This window comes from Terribacillus sp. 7520-G (genome assembly GCF_002271665.1).
Lineage (GTDB): Bacteria > Bacillota > Bacilli > Bacillales > Amphibacillaceae > Terribacillus.
This window is the reverse complement of the sequence record NZ_NQFP01000032.1, coordinates 1-16,013: the sequence shown is the minus strand read 5'-3', so window position 1 is coordinate 16,013 and position 16,013 is coordinate 1. Positions and strand designations below refer to the sequence as shown.

Here is a 16,013-nt window from a genome sequence, read left to right as displayed (position 1 = left end):
GGGACTGACCCCCGTTTTTGAGACAGGGATCAAAACACCTTCAAACAGCCAATTGTCGATATTGTATCGGTGATTGGTTATTTAGTTTCGTTTGAATACGAATATTGTTATAATAATGAATGTATTCTTCGACAGTACGCTCTACGATGGCCGTCGTAGTTCGATCGATACTGTTGAGATAGAACGTTTCAGACTTTAGTGAGGAATGAAACGATTCGATGGTGGCATTATCAGCGGGCGTTCCTTTCCGGGACATGCTCATGGTAATGCCTTTTGCTTTTACAGCTTTCTGATACTCATATGATGTATACACCGACCCTTGATCACTATGTAATATGCAGTTCTCAGGCAATGTTCTTATCGGAATCCTCTAATTGAAAAAGTTAAGAATCTTTTTAGGTTTATCATTAAGTTCATTTGATATAACATATACTATGACCCACATCATTCACTATTTCTATTATAATTTTGGGCAATTATAATAGAGGGTATATTTGTAGGCTGCTTTTCTATCAAATAAATAGAACAACGTGGGTAAGATTGGCAGCAAGGGGCTTTGATATGGAAAGAAACAATCGATCGAAAAATGATTTACAAAAAGGTTTGAAAAATCGCCATGTGCAGATGATTGCACTGGGCGGGGCGATTGGAACCGGTTTATTTTATGGCTCTGCGTCTTCCATTGGATTGGCAGGTCCGGCTATCCCGCTTGCTTATCTGGTGGGCGGCTTGATGATTTTCCTGATCATGCGGGCCCTGGGAGAACTTTCTGTCGATAATCCAAATTCTGGATCCATCAGTTACTATGCTTATGAGAACTTAGGAGACTTTTTCGGTTTCTTCTCGGGATGGAACTATTGGTTCAATTACGTTGCTGTAACGATGGCTGAGTTGACGGTCGTCGGTGTATATGTCCAGTATTGGTTTCCGGAAGTGCCGACTTGGGTGACAGCATTCGGCTTCCTGATCATAATTACTTGCATAAACCTATTAAGTGTCAAGTTATATGGTGAATTCGAGTTTTATTTCGCTCTGATCAAAGTGATAGCCATCATTGGCATGATAGTGCTCGGCCTGGTAATCATCTTCACTGGTATTGGAAATGAAGGCGTACCGACTGGATTCTCCAATCTTTTTGATGAAGGAGGGTTCTTGCCGAATGGGATGGTAGGTGTTCTACTTTCCATTGTCCCCGTGATGTTCAGCTTCGGCGGAGTTGAGCTTGTAGGTATAACCGCAGGTGAGGTGGAGACACCTAAGAAGACGATTCCCAAGGCAATCAATCAAGTTGTTTACCGCATCTTGATCTTTTATGTGGGTACGATGATTGTGATTACGTCTATCTTCCCATGGAATCAGATTGACGGGGAAAGCAGTCCATTTGTCCAAATACTCGATGGTATCGGTATCCCGGCAGCAGCTGGAATATTGAATCTGGTTGTTTTGACGGCAGCTGTGTCGGCGCACAATAGCGGTTTGTACAGTAATGGACGCATGCTGCATTCCTTGGCGAAGCAAGGCAACGCGCCCCGGTTCCTGCACCGTGTCGGGAAACGGACAGGTGCACCAGTACCAGCTATATTACTTTCTTCGACAGTGGCAGGAATTGCTGTCATCATTAATTACTTATTCCCGGAAAAGGTATTCGGCTACGTGATGGCTACTGCGACTGTTGCAGGTGTCATCAACTGGATCATGATCATTATCATTCATTTGGCATTCCGGAAGCGCATAGGGAGGGAGGCAGCAAGCAAATTATCTTTTAAGCTGCCGCTGTATCCTGTCACCAATTATGTCGTACTCTTATTCCTCGTAGCGGTACTTGTCATCATCGGCTTCATGCCGGATTATCGTTTGGCTCTTTATATTATGCCAGTATGGATACTTATCCTTGTAATAGGATATAAGCTGAAGAAAGAATGAATGATGCGTGTCCCTCCTTACAGGGACACGCATTTTCTTTAATGCATTGCCGTGAGAATGAAAGCTTAGCGATGCAGCCCCCTTTTAAACTAACTGGGGGCTGCATCTATATAAAAGCATGAAACGATTCGATGGAGACATGATCAGCGGTAATGCCTGTTGCTTTCATAGCCTCCTGATGCTCCTGTAAGATGTGGACAGGACCTTATAATGCATCAATGGATCAGCCTACAAAACGGCCAAATAGCGTCAGTACTCTTTTAGTCGCAAACTGAGAGCGGTTGGTCCGCATCTTGCTTAACAGCAGTGTTATGCAGCTGAACCTAATGGGCATACGTGGAAATCAGTCGTTATCCACACTCAAAATATGACTTTTGCCATCAGCTAGCAGGGACATGGCAAAAAGTAATATAAAAGTAATGAGGAAAAAATGATAGCTAATACATATACCGCAAGTCAGAGCTGGAAGACTGATCAAATGCAAGTTTTTTATTAAGGGGTTCACTTTTATCGTGATGGAAGATCCATCCTTGACCTTCATTTTATCACTGTTCCAAATGCCTTGGACGCTGGTCCTTATATGGACAAGATTGCTGTTTGGTTCAAACTCATACGTCTCGCCATTTCTAAGCTTGGTCAGCATCTGATCATTGACATATAATTTAATACGGTCTAGACCACCGTAAAAATTCTTTTTTCGTGTTATTTTAATGGTCATGTAGGGAGCAGCCTTCTTTCTATAAAAAATCACCTTCATAATATATCATTATCTTCCAGTAATTACTATGCGGGTTCGATCTTTGATCAGTAAAGGAGAGGCTGTGGCAGAGATCATGGAGCTATGACCGTAAATAAAAGGTTTAGGGGAGAAGTCGCGGGCTCATAAATCAGTCGGAATGAAAAAGCATGGAATCCTAGATGTCAAAGGATTCCATGCTTTTAAGATACAGGGGCCAACACGATGAACTGGATAGGGAAGCAGTGGTTGAATCACCTCAATCTCTACTGGTAATCAGTAACACTGATTACCGGATGAAAATATAACTGAACAGGAATGGTGCAATCTCATTTATCGCCCAGCTATTCAGTGATCAGCCATTTTATTTCCTTGTTGCCATCAGCTGCGATTAATCGAATCGTTCAGCTTCGTGCGATATTTGTCCTTCCAGGTTTTCGTGTCCTTTGCTAGTTCATCACAGAAATCGGCTACGTCTTCACCTGTAAGATCTGTGACTTTCCTGCCTTCAGCAGCACCTTGCTCTAAGAGGTCGAGAATGCCGCCGAAGATGCGGCTGATGTCCTGCCAGTCGGAAAGGCCGCTTGAAGCCCACATATATTTCTTGATGGCGCTGTACGCATCTTGGTACTCGTTTGGAAGTGCATTCGCACGTTTCTCCATTGCCTTCCATTCCCGTTTGTCATCCAAATCTCCGATAATCTTTTTTATGATGCTCATTTTATTTCTCCTTTTGATTTGTTTTGAGTTCGTGAATTTTGCTTGAAACGAATTCCCATTTTTCCCAAAAAGATTTGAGTCTCTCCTGCCCCGCTGCATTGAGTTTGTAGAATTTTCTCGGTGGCCCCATGGTGGATGCTTTTTTCTCGATGTCCACTAGATTGTTTTTCTCAAGACGCATGGTGATCGTATAAACTGTCCCTTCCACTACATCGGTGAAGCCAAGATCCCGCAGCTGCTGTGTAATTTCATAGCCATAGGTTTCACCGCGGCTGATGATTTCAAGAACACAGCCCTCCAGCACCCCTTTCAGCATTTCTGTAATATTTTCCAATTCTGCCCCTCCATTTTTCGTTAACTATACTTATTGCTATGCAACACTTATATTCAGTGTTACTGATATTCGTCATTACTTATTACTGGTATATAGTAATACATAATACCTGGGCATGTCAAGAAAGCATGAAATGATCCCGACCTGCAGGAGGAAGAGAGGAGATCTCCATTTCAATTGAAAAATCCGAATGGTGCATATCTGGAATGACACCATTCGGATTACCGATCAGATTATTGGAATTTGAGAAGAAAGATAAAGCCTTGTCAAAGCTGAAACAGCCATACGACTATCGGGCCAAAAACGGATCCCAGCAGAGCGCTCAATGTCATCGAGACCGAGCTCATCGATACAGCCAGTTCGCCATATTCCATCGTTCTTGCAGTACCCAATGCATGGGAAGCACTGCCAAGGGCAATGCCTTTGCCGACAAAGCTGTGCACACGCACCCATTTCAGGATCAAAGGTCCGATCACAACGCCGGAAATACCGGCGATCATGACGAAGATAGCCGTCATGGATGGAATGCCTCCCAATGTGTCCGTGAGCTGCAATGCTACGGGAGTCGTGATTGATTTAGGGATGACCGAGACAATCAGATCATGGCTGCTGCCGAGTAATTCGACGAATACGATCCCGCTGCTCATGCCGAAAAGAGCCCCGATACAAACGCCGGATAGGATCGGCGCTATATTCTGCAGGAGGATTTTCCGGTTATTATAAAGAGGGTAAGCCAGTGCCACTACACCTGGACCAAGGAGGGCATTGATCCATTTCCCTCCAACCATATAATCCTCATATGACATATTGCAAAGCAGTAAAAGGATGATCAGGACGGCAGTGGTCGTAATCACCGGGATGAAAAAAGGATAAGGAAAACGCTTGTATAATTTCCCAGCCGCGACATAAACACCGACTGTCGCCAGGATTATACCGACTGCGAGGATGAATGGTTGCATGCTGTTCTCTTCTTTCGCTTATTGATTTTCTTTTCCATGAACTGGCTTACTGCTCCAGCCGTAATGATGGTAATCACAGTACTTGCGATCACAACGGCTGTCAGGATGGCGCCATGGATGGAGAAAAAGGATGGATAATCCATGATCCCGACCATGGCCGGGATGAATAGTAAGGGCAGGATTGCCAGCAAAAATCCAGCTCCATCACTGATGAGGCTGACTGGGATCCATTTGCATGATAAACAAATGAGCAGCAAAATCAGTCCGATTATACTGCCGGGAAGGGGGATGTGAAGCAAATTATGCACCATAGTCCCTGCCACTGAAAAAACGGACAAAATCGCGACTTGTATGATAATACGGATGGTTCTCATAAATAAAGCCATTCCCTTGTACCCACAAGAAGAATAGCTTCCCTCCTTTCCTATCAATAACGCTTTATTATTTGATGATTTTATTGTATAGTACAAGTATATATTTGTATTATACAATAATGTGTCGGTTTGTCAATATATTGCGATTGTCATGAGGAGGAAGGAAATGAAGCCAACGGAAAGGGAATCAATTGAACGTATTGAATATGAAATGACTACATTGATCAGGAGGGCTGTATATAAAGACAACTCGGAGAACAAGATAGGCGATTTGGAACGAGCTGTCTACCTGCTGCTCCGGGAGCTGGAGGCATGTGGCCCGGCACGATTGAAAGCCCTGGCAGATAGCTTCAAGCTGGATATATCCACTTTATCGCGTCAAGCTGCTGCCGTAGAAGCAAAGGGACTGATTGCCCGCTCACAGGATCCAAACGATAAAAGAAGCAGTATATTTTATATAACGGAGCAGGGGAAAGCAAAGCTGAAGGAAGACAAGAAGAAGCGGATCGGCAGTTACCGGGAGATGCTCAGGAACTGGTCGGATGAGGAAAGGGAAATATTCGGAGAGCTTTTGTTCCGTATGAATGAGGCCCTTATCGATTGATAGTCACTTATCCATGTCGGGCCAGCCAAGGTGAATATTTACAAAAGAGTCGATCTGGGATTACGCTATCTTCTGTACGCAGGAAGCTATGCGCTGTTTTGATTATTGCCCTCGACGGTTTTTAATCTTTTTTTACAAATGGAAGCCTATAACCATAGCGGTTATAGGCTTTCTGCATGATTAGCATATTCGCTTAACTCCCTTTGTTTTAGGGTTAATCCCATTGATTTGCTGACAGTACGGCATCACAGGTACGAAGTTATCGTCTGACTTTTATCCCGATCATTCCGGTTTGTCCGTCCATAAGTTTGTTGATAATTGTCGAATGATTTCTTCTTTATTATACCCAAAACATGTAGCGAGAAAATTAATTTATCGTTAAAATAATTTTAATGGAGGTGTTGATGTTGGGAAGATCATTTTATGTATTATTATCAGGGCGAGTCATAACAAATATCGGCGACAGCATTTACGCTATAGCGGCCATGCTTTTGGTTTATCAATTGTCTGGTAGTTCTTTTTATACAGGCTTGGCCGGATTCCTTACTATGGCACCCCAAGCCCTGCAATTTCTATATGGACCAATTGTAGATCGCTTGAGCCACTATTGGATACTAATCCTAAATCAGCTGCTGCAAGGGGGCATTTTATGTTTCATTCCTATCCTGTATTACTTTGATTTCCTCACAGTTTGGGTTGTCCTGACAGTCATGCCGATTATGTCTGCAATCCAGCAATTAACCTATCCTACTCAATATGCTTTAGTCCCCAAAATTGTCAAAGAGGAAAAGCTAGTCAGAGCCAATTCGCTTATGAATATCACGTACCAATCTTTGGATATAATTCTCACTGGCATCTCAGGAATCTTTATAACCATTGTCGGTATGATAGCTGTCTTCTGGATAGATGCAATTTTTTTCATGATGGCAGCATTGCTATTTAGTTTTTTGAGGATAAACAAATCCAGCAGCAAAATGAAAAGAGGGAAGGGTTCTTTTCGGGAAAGTATACTTGCTTATAAGAACGACTTATTCGAGGGATGCAGAAGTGTTCAAAAAAGTATTATCCCGAAATTTTTACTCGCATCAGCAGTGGCGAATTTTATGATTGGTTCTCTGACTGCAGTCTTACCTGAGTTTACCTCGGATAGAGGCGGTGCGCATTTATATGGTTTTTATCTAGGCGGGCTGTCAGCTGGGTTGCTGTTAGGGGCAATGGCAGCAAACTTTCTTGAAAGGTTTCCAATAGGCGTCATTACCATCGTTGGATTTGCTTTATCCGGTTTTTCCTGGATTTCGGCTGGATTCATCGAAAATAATTTGATTTCTTTGGTAATGTTTTCTGCTAGTTATATAACCATCGGCATGACCAATGTGATATTCATTGCTGTGATCCAGCAAATGGTACCCAGCAGTCACCTCGGAAGGGTTTTCTCTTTGATTGCAAGTATGACAGGCATTGCAGCCCCATTGGGGTCTCTTATTGGAGGAGGGATGGCGACAGTTTTAAACAGTACTATCATTTTCGTGAGCGGAGGTGTGGGGCTGCTGTTCGTAGCTGCCTTTTGGATCATCAGTAAACCTTTAAGGAATTTCCCTTCCAAAATGAATCTGTCAGCAGCGTATCATTTTAAAGTCGCTCAAGTAAAAAGTCACTCCTAAGAGTGATTTTTTTATCCTTCCAAGTACGTAAGAATGATGTATTTGGAATGTAAAAGTTCCTTCTCTGAGTTTTCCTTATCCCTTTCAGAGATTAAATCACGTATTTTTTTATTCACTTCTTTCCATTCATCTCTAGTCAAGGAGGCATTTATCAAGCTGGCCTCTGAATGGGGGGAGGAAGGATTATTCTCTAAATCATTATATATAGCTGATAGAGCTGCTTCGATATGGGAATGGAGTTGAGTAAAGATATAATCTTTATTTCGGGAAGCAGTTTCTCCAACCCAATTGAATTCATCGTTGAAATCAGGGGTGTTTGCAGTATATATTTTTTGAGTCAGATTATTCACTTTCTCCTCTCTTATTACCTTTATCAAGTTTATTTCCTCTAATTGATTGATATGATAGTAAAGCCTGGATGGTTTCTCCTCCAGATCCTTGGCTATCTCTTTAATTGTTTTCTCTTTGCCTTGCAGGGCTCTTAAAATTCGCATCCTTTGATAATTGAACAAATTTTTTATTAGATTCAGTTCCTTTTCATCCATGATTGAGCGCTCCATTTAGTTGATTTATTACCTTAAGATTAACCTAGTAATCAAGAAATATAAAGGTGATTGATTCCCTTAAGTTTTTAATGGAAGACTTATGCCGAGAGGAGAAACACTTCAGCTGAGCAGCAGCAAACTTCCTTTACATAACAAAAACTCCCCGTCTTGATCTACGATAAGCGGAGAGTTAATTTTCATATTGAATTGCTTTTTTTATTTAAGCGATGTCTTGGTTAATGTGCTTCTTGATGTAATCATTCGGACATCTTTCAAAATCATGCATTAATCGGACTAGCTCCCTATACATTAGTTTTTTTTCAGATAAACGCACCTCATCACTATCCTCCCAACTTTATTTATATCCCCGATTTAAAAGAAGTTAAACCTTGTTTCTTAAATTTTAAGCAGGAGTTATCTTTGTGATTTTATTGCAAATGCAATAAAATTGATTTACTATGATAGCAAACATATCAATCCGATAGAGGTGTCCATATGAAAGAAATCCTGAGGGAAATCGGAATGATTGCCAGGGCTTTGGATTCTATCAGCAATATCGAATTTAAAGAATTTGACCTTGCCAAGGGACAGTATTTGTACCTTGTGCGTATAGTGGAGAACCCAGGAATCATCCAAGAGAAGTTAGCAGAGATGATCAAGGTGGATAGAACGACCGCAGCGCGTGCCATAAAAAAACTTGCGGCCAATGACTTCATTGAAAAGCGGGATGATCGGCATAATCGGAAGATAAAAAAACTGTTCCCGACCGAGAAGGGAAAAGAGGTTTACCATTCGATCATCAGAGAAAATGATCATTCCAACATGGTCGCACTGAATGGATTTTCTGAAACTGAAATCGAAAGCCTTTTTCAGCTTCTGCAAAGAGCGAGAAAGAATGTGGAAAAAGATTGGGAATATGTTAAAAAAGGAAATAAAAGAGACTATTGATGTCATGAAGGAGCAATCGTCAATGCCGATAACTATCAGAAGATGCAGCCTTGCAGATCTATCGATGCTGCAAAAGATTAGTATCGAAACATTCAATGATACATTCAAAGAACAGAATACACCTGAAAATATGAAGGCTTATTTGGATAAAGCATTTACTTTGGCACAATTAGAGAAGGAATTGATGAATGGCGCTTCTTCGTTCTTTTTCATCTATCAGGAAGAGGAACTTGCTGGTTATCTTAAAGTGAACACCGGGGAAGCGCAGACTGAAAAAATGGACGAAGAGTCTCTTGAAATTGAAAGGATTTATATAAGGACGAAATTTCAAAAACAGGGGCTGGGCAATCACCTGATGAATAAAGCGGTGGAAATAGCGGGGGACTTGGAGAAGAAGATTATCTGGCTCGGGGTATGGGAAAAGAATCCAAATGCAATTGCTTTCTATGAAAAAAATGGATTTGTAAAAACTGGAGCACATTCTTTTTATATGGGGGACGAGGAACAGACGGACTTTATACTGACGAAAACGCTTTGAAGTTGTACACTTCATCCACAGCAAGGAATATCTCGATTAGTCGGCAAAAAGAGCATGCTTTGGGCATGCTCTTTTTAATGCAGTGTACGAAAAGCGCAGCCAGTGAGTGAAAATCAAGAGCGGTTCTGGTTTCGAGTCGAATTTATATAATTTTCAGCGTCAATTTTAGCTTGCTGCGTGACTGCTGCAGAGATGTCGTCCGAAGAATGAAAAAGATCTTTAGGCGTTGTGATGGTTATAATGACTACAATAAGCAAACCAAATAAAAGCAATAACATCTTACGTCTCCTTTTACTTTTTTCATTTTTCTCATTATAAATAGCTCCTGTGTACATTATGTGTTGTTTGAAGGAAATGATTGTAAATAATATTTTATTTGACATGAGATCGATTCCAGGATGTATGCTTCAGACGTAATTACTGCAGGAGAAGGGAGAATGATACGGAATTAATGTATCTGCCATTTTTACAGATTGTGGTTGCGAATGCGTGTGAGCGTACACAAGCAGTAGCCAGTTTTTGCGAATGAAGAGAATTTGCTTACCATTCCAAAGATGCTTTTAGCTGCTGGTGAGCTAAAATTTATGCACTTCTAGTTTAATAAGTAGCGGAAGGGGTTTTGATGTTGAAAATTGAACATATTGCCATTTGGGTGAAAGATATCGAAAAGATGAGAAAGTTTTATACGCATTATTTCGGCGCAAAAAGCAACAGCTTATATGTAAATGAAAAGAAGGGCTTTTCTTCTTATTTCCTTGCCTTTTCCGATGGTTCGAGATTGGAGTTGATGAGGAAGGAGACGATAAATGGACAATCGACCCCCGATCATTTAGGGTGGGCGCATACTGCATTTTCTGTTGGCAGTAAAGAAGCGGTGGACAGTTTGACTGAAAAACTTAAGGTGGACGGTTATACAATCAAGGGAAATCCGCGCACAACGGGAGATGGCTATTATGAGAGTGTCATAGAAGATCCGGAAGGAAATATTGTCGAAATCACCATATAGAGGGGTACAGTCGGTGGTAATCCCGCCCGCGTTAAGTATAAAGGGAAGTGTTCAAGTTGGATGATCGGATGACGATGCAGGATAAGGTGAAGATAAAAATAACAAAGGGAATAAGACGTTTGCTGATGGATCATCATAGGATGTCCAAGGCAGAAATTGCCGAGGCTCTTTCGATAAGCTTTCCCACTGCCGGCAAATTCATCGGGGAGATGGTAAACCGAGGAGAAGTACTCTCCTTGGGCCTTACTCCATCGGCAGGAGGAAGGAGAGCGCGCAGCTATGCTTATAATCCGGACTTTTCCCATGCATTGCTGATTTATCTTGAAAAAGAGGAAACGAAGTATGTCATTACTGATGCATGTAACCAAAAAATCCTTGAAGCAACTGCAGAGAGCTTATTGGAGCATGATCCTTCTGATTTAGCTGCATTCCTGCAGACAAAACTTGCAGACAACCCATCCATAAGAACGATCGCGATGGGTATACCCGGGGCCGTGAACGGTGAGAGGATAAGCTATATCCCGGACTATCCGCTTTATGCAAACCAAAATATAAGTACCGCTTTGAATTTGCCAGTTGGTTTAACTATTGAAAATGATATGAATGCAGCAGTCATTGGTTATCAGAAGAGAAGGGGATTGTCGAATGAAGTATCCCTTGTGTACCTATACATGGGGAAAAATGGACCTGGTGCCGGCATTCTGATCAATGGGAACCTGGTGAGGGGACATACGATGTTCAGCGGGGAAATCTCCTTCATTCCCTTGTGTGAGGATAACAGATTCCTCCCCGGGACCAGGTTTGAAAAGAGAGATGAGAAATCTGCAGCGTTAATCTCAAAATTGATCCAGACCATCAGCGCATTGTTGAACCCCTCGCATATCATTTTTCATCAGGGAGAAGTCAGTGAAGCATTCTTGAATAAAGCCGCTGAAAAAACAAAAGAATATTTTCCAGCAGATCATCTGCCCGAATTATGCATCAGCGACTGGGATAAAGATTATCAGGAAGGGCTATGGGAAATAGCAAAATGGAATTTGATCGGCATGGGGATTCATTCGTGAATGGTTTTGATTGATCATGCCATTGACCCGGCATTATTTCGTCTAAGGGAGCAGCCATGAAGAATAAGACCGTTGCGGGTGTACTAGGGATTTTATTGAGTAATTTAGGAATTCACAATTTTATTTAGGGAAAATCTGGATGGGGATTCTGTATTTAGTATTTTCATGGACCATCATTCCAGCTATCGTAGGTTTTGTTGAAGGGCTGATTTATTTCAGTCGGATGAAGATTTCGATGCGAAATATAACAGATGAAGGATCGGCAGCTGCAGCAAGCAGCAGCCGGTTTTTTCTCTTTTTTATGTATGTAACAAAAACGATTCAGATGCCCAAAGGGGAAAGACAGAATATCTGATTATAGTGCATAATAATCTTACGTATATTTTAGGAGATATTAAATGGACAACTATGCAGATCACCAAAACAATATAAAACAAGAATACAATAACATGGTGGCAGCAAGGATCCCGGGCTTGATTTGGATTTTCATCGCTTTTACTGCGTCTATGTTCCTGCAAATCGGGGCGGGCAGTTCGTTCCTGCATTATGGACTTTTCAGTTTATTGATACTCACTTTTAGCATATTATACTGGTTTTCCGACCGATTCCTGCCGAAAAGAGCCTGGATGTACTTTGTCGTACAGGGAATGATCGTGTATGGCAGTGCCTTTTTTATGTACGACCTCTATGCAACGATCATTGCATTGTTTCCTTTGCTTTTAGGGCAGGTAATAGGAATGGTCGGACAAAAACGGAGCGCTTTTTTTGTTATATTGATAGGTCTGTCCATCATTGCATCCATTATCATTGTTCCGAAAGAAAGCTTGTTCATTTTCTTTGTTGTTGCTGTTCCCTCCACGATCATCATCGTTGCCTACGCTGCCATCTTCTTCAAGCAGGTCAATGGAAGGATAAGGACCCAGCAATTCCTGCAGGAACTGGAGGAGGTCCATCATCAGGTCGAGAATTTGACGCTGCACCATGAGCGGCAGCGGATGGCACGCGATTTGCATGATACGCTAGCTCAGGGGTTAGCCGGTATCAAGATGCAGCTTGAGGCGATAAATGCCCACCTATCCAATGGAAATTACGAACGTGCCCAACAGATAACGCAAGTGGCGATAGAGGGGGCAGGAACGGTGATGGCGAATTCCCGTCTTGTAATTGACGACTTGCGGCTTCATGAAGAAAGCACGGATTTGGAATATATTTTACGTGAGCATATCCAGCAGTTCGCGGCGGCTACCGGCATAACTTGCAATTTTGACTTTGCGATCGTGCATTCCGTATCCCCGACAGTAACAGAACATTGCTCCAGGATCGTAAGTGAGTGTCTGCTGAATATTGCGAGGTATGCCAAAGCTAGTAAAGTCGCCATAGCTGTTTCATCCACGCAGGAAAAGGATGTACTTCTGGTGATCACTGATGATGGAGTTGGTTTTGACGTGGATGAAAGTCTGCATAAGCAAGGTCATTATGGATTGATCGGGATGAAGGAGCGGATGAGGATTTTGGGAGGAGATATCAAGATAGACAGCAGAATCGGGAACGGAACAAAAGTGACAGTCAGCATTCCGTTGAAGGGGGAAGTACGGTGACGCATAAAGTACTGATAGCAGATGATCATGTAGTAGTCAGGGAAGGACTCAAGCTGCTGATAGAAACAAACCGAAACTATAAAACCATCGGTGAAGCAGGGAATGGCTCGGAAGCGATCGAGCTGGTAAATGAATTGGAGCCGGATATCGTTTTAATGGATCTATATATGCCTGTGATGAGCGGGATGGAAGCGATCCGGAATTTATCCGTCACACATCCCGATCTGCCTATCATTATTTTGACGACATATAATGAAGACCAATTGCTGGCAGAAGGATTCGATTACGGAGCGAAAGGCTATCTGCTGAAAGATACCAGTCTGGAATCTTTGTTTCATTCCTTGGATGCTGCGATGAGCGGGAAGACGCTGATAGGGGATGACATGATGAAAAGAATCCGAAATTATCAGGAAAAGAGACGGAACCTAAAAGAAAAAGTGCAGCTTTCCCGTATGGAGATCGTCATCCTCCAAGCTGTCGCAAGGGGTATGACCAGCAAGGAAATTGCATTTGATATGGGCGTTTCGGAAAGGACCATCAAATCCAGACTTACAGGGATATTCAATAAGCTTGGTGTGGATTCTAGAACGGAAGCGGTAGCAGTAGCGATCGAAGCGGGACTGATTCATCTGAATCACAATAATTTATGATATTTTTGATGATTTGCCCAAACGTACATCCCTTCTGAATTCCATTCTTCTAAAATGATGAGGTAAGTCATGTAGATAGTTAGATATCAGAAGGGAGATTTTTATGTCAACATTGTTATATAAGCTCGGTAAATGGAGTGCATTGCATAAAAAGACAGTATTGGCAGTGTGGGTTGCACTGATCGCGATCATTTTCTCCGTTGCCTTGGTCTTGAAGCCGTCTTTCTCGGACGATATGAGCATACCTGGTACACCATCTGAAAAAGCCAATGATCTATTGCAGGAGGAGTTCCCCAGCGGGCCTGATAAAGGTTCTTTGCGCATAGTATTCGGTGCCGAGGATGATGAGAATCTCACATCGGAAAACGCCCAGCAGGCGATTAGCGAGGTGTTGGCCAAAATAAAGGAAGATAAGGAAGTGGAATCTGCGGCAAGCCCGTTTGAAGCGCAAACCATCAACGCAGATGGAACTGTGGCTTATGCCGATATAACTTATAAAGAGGCTGCGGAAGATGTACCTGCATCTTCTTTGGAACATGCGAAAGAGAGTTTGAAAATTGCTGAAGACCAAGGGATGCAGGTGGAACTTTCGGGAGACATCATGCCATTTGAGCTTGAAATCGGGGGCATCTCCGAAGTGATCGGTATCGTCATGGCCTTCATTGTTTTAAGCATTACCTTTGCATCTTTCCTGGTTGCGGGTCTGCCGATTCTGAACGCATTGCTAGGTTTGATCACCAGCATAGGTTTGACATTGATCGGTTCTAGTATTTTCGATATTACATCTTTCAGTTTGTCACTCTCCGTCATGATTGGATTGGCTGTCGGAATAGATTATGCCCTGTTCATCTTCTCGAAGCACAGGCAGCAGGTGAAAGATGGAGTCGAAATCAATGAATCGATTGCGAGGGCTAACGGTACAGCTGGGGGAGCTGTGATATTCGCTGGTCTGACAGTCATCGTAGCCTTGTGCGGGCTGACGGTGGTTGGTATCCCATTTTTGGCAGCAATGGGAATCACGGCTGCATTGAGTGTGCTTTTCGCGGTGCTTGTTTCGATTACTGCCGGCCCTGCTGTCCTGGCTCTCATCGGCAGCAGAATCAATAAGGCGAATCGTCTTTTGAGTAAGTCCTCCGAAGAGTCAAAAGAACAAACGGAATCCAACGGCTGGGGGCGTTTCATTACGAAGCATCCTTTGATCATTGCTATCATCAGCGTCGTCATTCTGTTAATAATCAGCATCCCAGCTGCAGATATGCGGTTAGGGCTGCCGGATGATGGGATGAAAGCAGAAGACGATCCAGCGCGGCAAGCATATGACTTATTAGCAGATGGTTTTGGAGATGGCTTCAATGGAACGTTGGCTGTACTGGTTGATGCGTCCGAAACCACCGGAGATCAATCTGAACAATACCAAAAAGCAACAGAAGAAATTGCCAAGTTGGATAATGTAAGTCAAGCGACGCCTGCAATGCCTAATGAGGACGGGCGGTATGCCATTATCAGTGTGGTACCGGAAACAGGCCCGAATGACAGTGGTACTGCCGATCTTGTCCACGAAATAAGAGACCTTTCTTTGAATGATGGCGGGGAAGAGATCACGTTCCAGGTCACAGGTCTGACAGCAATCAATATTGATATCGCAGAAAAATTGAACGATGCAATTCCCGTCTTCGGTGCGATCATAGTCGGATTTGCTTTTGTCCTGCTGCTGATCGTGTTCCGTTCCTTGCTGGTTCCGCTTACTGCAGTGGCCGGCTTCTTACTCACCATGACGGCCACACTAGGATTCTCCGTATTCATCTTGCAAGACGGCAATTTAAATGGACTCTTCGGTATTCCTCAAGAGGGACCGATCCTGGCATTTCTGCCAATCCTGGTCATTGGCATCCTCTTCGGTTTGGCTATGGATTATCAAGTATTCCTAGTCAGCCGCATGCACGAAGAATATACAGTAACGAAGGATCCCGTAAAATCAATTCTTGCTGGTCTAAAGTACAGCGGGCCTGTCGTAACAGCCGCAGGTTTGATCATGATCTTTGTGTTTGCGGGATTCATTTTCGCTGGGGATTCAATGATCAAATCAATGGGATTGGCCCTGACATTCGGTGTCTTGTTCGATGCCTTCATCGTAAGGCTGGCGATCATCCCGGCAGTAATGAAACTGATGGGGCATGCATCATGGTATCTGCCGAAATGGCTGGATAAAATCATACCGAATGTCGATTTGGAAGGTCATGAATTGTCCGAGAAACTTAGTGAACAGAATGCTTCTGATCCAATCGACCAGAAGCAGTACCAATCAAATTAACCATAAAGAATATCCAGCAGACCATGTGAGGTACATGGTCTG

17 protein-coding genes and 1 pseudogene are annotated in these 16,013 nt (G+C 42.8%); 11 read left to right on the top strand and 7 right to left on the bottom strand.

What is annotated here, in order from left to right; all coding sequences use genetic code 11:
* Positions 1-40: 40 nt before the first annotated feature.
* Positions 41-355, bottom strand: a pseudogene (locus tag CHH53_RS11940) (IS3 family transposase); the annotation flags it as partial.
* 206 nt (positions 356-561) lie between these two features.
* Between CHH53_RS11940 and CHH53_RS11935 the strand changes: the two are divergent.
* A complete protein-coding gene (locus tag CHH53_RS11935) occupies positions 562-1,923 on the top strand; it encodes an amino acid permease (protein WP_095216364.1) in 1,362 nt (453 codons plus the stop codon).
* Between the two features lie 343 nt (positions 1,924-2,266).
* Here CHH53_RS11935 and CHH53_RS11930 read toward each other — a convergent pair whose 3' ends face one another.
* The 5 genes from CHH53_RS11930 to CHH53_RS11910 all read right to left on the bottom strand — a co-directional run bounded on the left by CHH53_RS11930 (position 2,267) and on the right by CHH53_RS11910 (position 5,046).
* A complete protein-coding gene (locus CHH53_RS11930) occupies positions 2,267-2,641 on the bottom strand; it encodes a hypothetical protein (RefSeq protein ID WP_143594496.1) in 375 nt (124 codons plus the stop codon).
* Between the two features lie 399 nt (positions 2,642-3,040).
* Positions 3,041-3,379 carry a DUF1048 domain-containing protein gene (locus CHH53_RS11925; protein ID WP_095216362.1) on the bottom strand — a complete coding sequence of 113 codons (339 nt, stop codon included), beginning with the start codon at positions 3,377-3,379 and terminating at the stop codon, positions 3,041-3,043.
* 1 nt (position 3,380) lies between these two features.
* On the bottom strand, positions 3,381-3,713 hold the full coding sequence (locus CHH53_RS11920) for a PadR family transcriptional regulator (protein ID WP_095216361.1): 333 nt from the start codon (positions 3,711-3,713) through the stop codon (positions 3,381-3,383).
* Positions 3,714-3,979: 266 nt separating this feature from the next.
* Positions 3,980-4,672, bottom strand: coding sequence for an LrgB family protein (locus CHH53_RS11915; protein ID WP_095216360.1), 693 nt, complete (start codon positions 4,670-4,672; stop codon positions 3,980-3,982).
* The gene (locus tag CHH53_RS11910) at positions 4,642-5,046 is read right to left on the bottom strand and encodes a CidA/LrgA family protein (RefSeq protein ID WP_095216366.1); all 405 of its coding nucleotides are present in this window, start codon (positions 5,044-5,046) and stop codon (positions 4,642-4,644) included. Before CHH53_RS11910 ends, CHH53_RS11915 begins: the two co-directional genes overlap by 31 nt.
* A 166-nt stretch (positions 5,047-5,212) precedes the next feature.
* Here CHH53_RS11910 and CHH53_RS11905 point away from each other — a divergent pair, with 166 nt between their 5' ends.
* Positions 5,213-5,650 (top strand): MarR family winged helix-turn-helix transcriptional regulator, encoded by a 438-nt coding sequence (locus CHH53_RS11905; RefSeq protein WP_095216359.1) that lies wholly within the window; start codon positions 5,213-5,215, stop codon positions 5,648-5,650.
* 404 nt (positions 5,651-6,054) lie between these two features.
* Positions 6,055-7,311, top strand: coding sequence for an MFS transporter (locus CHH53_RS11900; protein WP_158221553.1), 1,257 nt, complete (start codon positions 6,055-6,057; stop codon positions 7,309-7,311).
* Between the two features lie 11 nt (positions 7,312-7,322).
* On the opposite strand, the gene CHH53_RS11895 is transcribed toward CHH53_RS11900, so the two are convergent.
* Positions 7,323-7,856 (bottom strand): winged helix-turn-helix domain-containing protein, encoded by a 534-nt coding sequence (locus tag CHH53_RS11895; RefSeq protein WP_158221552.1) that lies wholly within the window; start codon positions 7,854-7,856, stop codon positions 7,323-7,325.
* 495 nt (positions 7,857-8,351) lie between these two features.
* Between CHH53_RS11895 and CHH53_RS11890 the strand changes: the two genes are divergently transcribed.
* The 8 genes from CHH53_RS11890 to CHH53_RS11850 all read left to right on the top strand — a co-directional run bounded on the left by CHH53_RS11890 (position 8,352) and on the right by CHH53_RS11850 (position 15,971).
* Positions 8,352-8,804: a MarR family winged helix-turn-helix transcriptional regulator gene (locus CHH53_RS11890; RefSeq protein WP_095216356.1), complete on the top strand. Its 453-nt coding sequence runs from the start codon at positions 8,352-8,354 to the stop codon at positions 8,802-8,804.
* A 22-nt stretch (positions 8,805-8,826) separates the two neighbouring features.
* Complete coding sequence (gene paiA / locus CHH53_RS11885; protein ID WP_095216355.1) at positions 8,827-9,342, top strand: spermidine/spermine N(1)-acetyltransferase; 516 nt, start codon at positions 8,827-8,829, stop codon at positions 9,340-9,342.
* A 625-nt stretch (positions 9,343-9,967) separates the two neighbouring features.
* Positions 9,968-10,348, top strand: coding sequence for a VOC family protein (locus tag CHH53_RS11875; RefSeq protein ID WP_095216365.1), 381 nt, complete (start codon positions 9,968-9,970; stop codon positions 10,346-10,348).
* 56 nt (positions 10,349-10,404) lie between these two features.
* Positions 10,405-11,412: an ROK family protein gene (locus tag CHH53_RS11870; protein ID WP_095216353.1), complete on the top strand. Its 1,008-nt coding sequence runs from the start codon at positions 10,405-10,407 to the stop codon at positions 11,410-11,412.
* A gap of 139 nt (positions 11,413-11,551) precedes the next feature.
* Positions 11,552-11,767 (top strand): TM2 domain-containing protein, encoded by a 216-nt coding sequence (locus CHH53_RS17720; RefSeq protein WP_233135070.1) that lies wholly within the window; start codon positions 11,552-11,554, stop codon positions 11,765-11,767.
* Positions 11,768-11,810: 43 nt separating this feature from the next.
* Complete coding sequence (locus CHH53_RS11860) at positions 11,811-13,010, top strand: sensor histidine kinase (RefSeq protein ID WP_095216352.1); 1,200 nt, start codon at positions 11,811-11,813, stop codon at positions 13,008-13,010.
* Complete coding sequence (locus CHH53_RS11855) at positions 13,007-13,660, top strand: response regulator transcription factor (protein WP_095216351.1); 654 nt, start codon at positions 13,007-13,009, stop codon at positions 13,658-13,660. Before CHH53_RS11860 ends, CHH53_RS11855 begins: the two co-directional genes overlap by 4 nt.
* Positions 13,661-13,763: 103 nt before the next feature.
* Positions 13,764-15,971 (top strand): MMPL family transporter, encoded by a 2,208-nt coding sequence (locus CHH53_RS11850; RefSeq protein WP_095216350.1) that lies wholly within the window; start codon positions 13,764-13,766, stop codon positions 15,969-15,971.
* The last annotated feature ends 42 nt before the right edge of the window (positions 15,972-16,013 follow it).

What these genes read in the sequence shown, in the direction of transcription:
- CHH53_RS11935 (WP_095216364.1), top strand. Translation starts at nt 562, where the DNA reads ATGGAAAGAAACAATCGATCGAAAAATGATTTACAAAAAGGTTTGAAA.
- CHH53_RS11930 (WP_143594496.1), bottom strand. Translation starts at nt 2,641, where the DNA reads ATGACCATTAAAATAACACGAAAAAAGAATTTTTACGGTGGTCTAGAC.
- CHH53_RS11925 (WP_095216362.1), bottom strand. Translation starts at nt 3,379, where the DNA reads ATGAGCATCATAAAAAAGATTATCGGAGATTTGGATGACAAACGGGAA.
- CHH53_RS11915 (WP_095216360.1), bottom strand. Translation starts at nt 4,672, where the DNA reads ATGCAACCATTCATCCTCGCAGTCGGTATAATCCTGGCGACAGTCGGT.
- CHH53_RS11910 (WP_095216366.1), bottom strand. Translation starts at nt 5,046, where the DNA reads ATGAGAACCATCCGTATTATCATACAAGTCGCGATTTTGTCCGTTTTT.
- CHH53_RS11905 (WP_095216359.1), top strand. Translation starts at nt 5,213, where the DNA reads ATGAAGCCAACGGAAAGGGAATCAATTGAACGTATTGAATATGAAATG.
- CHH53_RS11900 (WP_158221553.1), top strand. Translation starts at nt 6,055, where the DNA reads ATGTTGGGAAGATCATTTTATGTATTATTATCAGGGCGAGTCATAACA.
- CHH53_RS11895 (WP_158221552.1), bottom strand. Translation starts at nt 7,856, where the DNA reads ATGGATGAAAAGGAACTGAATCTAATAAAAAATTTGTTCAATTATCAA.
- CHH53_RS11890 (WP_095216356.1), top strand. Translation starts at nt 8,352, where the DNA reads ATGAAAGAAATCCTGAGGGAAATCGGAATGATTGCCAGGGCTTTGGAT.
- paiA (WP_095216355.1), top strand. Translation starts at nt 8,827, where the DNA reads ATGCCGATAACTATCAGAAGATGCAGCCTTGCAGATCTATCGATGCTG.
- CHH53_RS17720 (WP_233135070.1), top strand. Translation starts at nt 11,552, where the DNA reads ATGGGGATTCTGTATTTAGTATTTTCATGGACCATCATTCCAGCTATC.
- CHH53_RS11860 (WP_095216352.1), top strand. Translation starts at nt 11,811, where the DNA reads ATGGACAACTATGCAGATCACCAAAACAATATAAAACAAGAATACAAT.
- CHH53_RS11850 (WP_095216350.1), top strand. Translation starts at nt 13,764, where the DNA reads ATGTCAACATTGTTATATAAGCTCGGTAAATGGAGTGCATTGCATAAA.